General features: G+C 38.6%; 1 protein-coding gene. It reads right to left on the bottom strand.

Features of this window, described 5'->3' with window-relative positions; translation table 11 throughout:
• Nucleotides 1-161: 161 nt before the first annotated feature.
• Nucleotides 162-635 (bottom strand): hypothetical protein, encoded by a 474-nt coding sequence (locus IDZ20_RS05500; protein WP_188150429.1) that lies wholly within the window; start codon nt 633-635, stop codon nt 162-164.
• Nucleotides 636-1110: the final 475 nt, after the last annotated feature.

The following is a 1110-nucleotide window of genomic DNA, read 5'->3' as shown; positions in this document are numbered from 1 at the left end:
AAAGACAATTAGCACAACCCTACCACCGACAAAGCACTGCTTTTAATACCACGCATAACGCCTATGTAAGAGGCATTTTTGTAGTTGATTGTTTTGTGCCATTTAAGCACAAAACGAGCGACGGAAAAAATGTCCTTCTTGACATATTTGTTAAGCATTTTTTAATACTGGATTAACTTTAAGTCGCATTTTTTATTTACCAAGCTTACCGCTGAATTTAACAATGCTTCAGCGTCTGACGTGCCAACAATCAATTCTTTAACTTTTAGTAGATTTCTTTGAAATTCGGCATCAAATTCTTTCGAATCTTTATCGGAGCGGTATCCCTGTATTTGGTCTAAACCCCTGTTGATATCCTTCGCAAGATCATAGAAAGTCTCTATCACAAGCACCTCTTCTTCTAAAATTGCACCCTCTGTAAGTAACATTTCATAGGAGGTGTCGTAGGTCTTGCATGGAAATCTATAAAGAGGTGCCTTAACTCCATGTTCTAAATAAGCTCTTCCTTTCTTTCCAATTAACGATATTTCTGAGCGAATAGCTCGCCAGTGAGACCGAATTTTACGCTTACGATCCAACCAGTTTGGTATGAATGCCAATATAAAGCCAAATAATATTAGTAATGCTTCGATCATAGTTTTTGCTTAACGCCGCTATGTGGGGCATTTATTGTGGAGTGGAGTTTTGGGGTAAAGTGGCGTAGCCGCCCCAAAACGGAGCGTAGCAATAAATGTCCCTACGATAGCTTTGTTATGCGACTTTCTATACATACAAAACAACCCGTTCACCACACACAACAAAGCCATAAATTTAGTAAAAATAGCTTAGATTTAGACTTAAAACCCAAAGCCATTACCAACAACCATTGAGATTAACCTAGCTTTACACTTTAGCCAAGAACTCACAGAAAATAGAGCTACAACTACGAATACAAGAAAAACCAAAAACTATAAACGTGAACTCTAGAATACTGGTAGCGTCTGGACGATGTTGTGCTGCTTGCTAACGTAAACTGAGGATGCACGCAAACTCTTCGAAACCAGATGAGACTTTTACAGAAAACAACACCAATGAATTACAAGCCCTACTCTACTAGCCGTTAAGACGCAT

Origin of the sequence: Teredinibacter waterburyi (assembly GCF_001922985.1) — a bacterium.
Classification (GTDB): domain Bacteria; phylum Pseudomonadota; class Gammaproteobacteria; order Pseudomonadales; family Cellvibrionaceae; genus Teredinibacter; species Teredinibacter waterburyi.
This window is presented reverse-complemented; position numbering and strand designations above follow the sequence as displayed.

Coding starts and splice junctions, on each gene's coding strand:
- IDZ20_RS05500 (WP_188150429.1), bottom strand. CDS start 635: ATGATCGAAGCATTACTAATATTATTTGGCTTTATATTGGCATTCATA.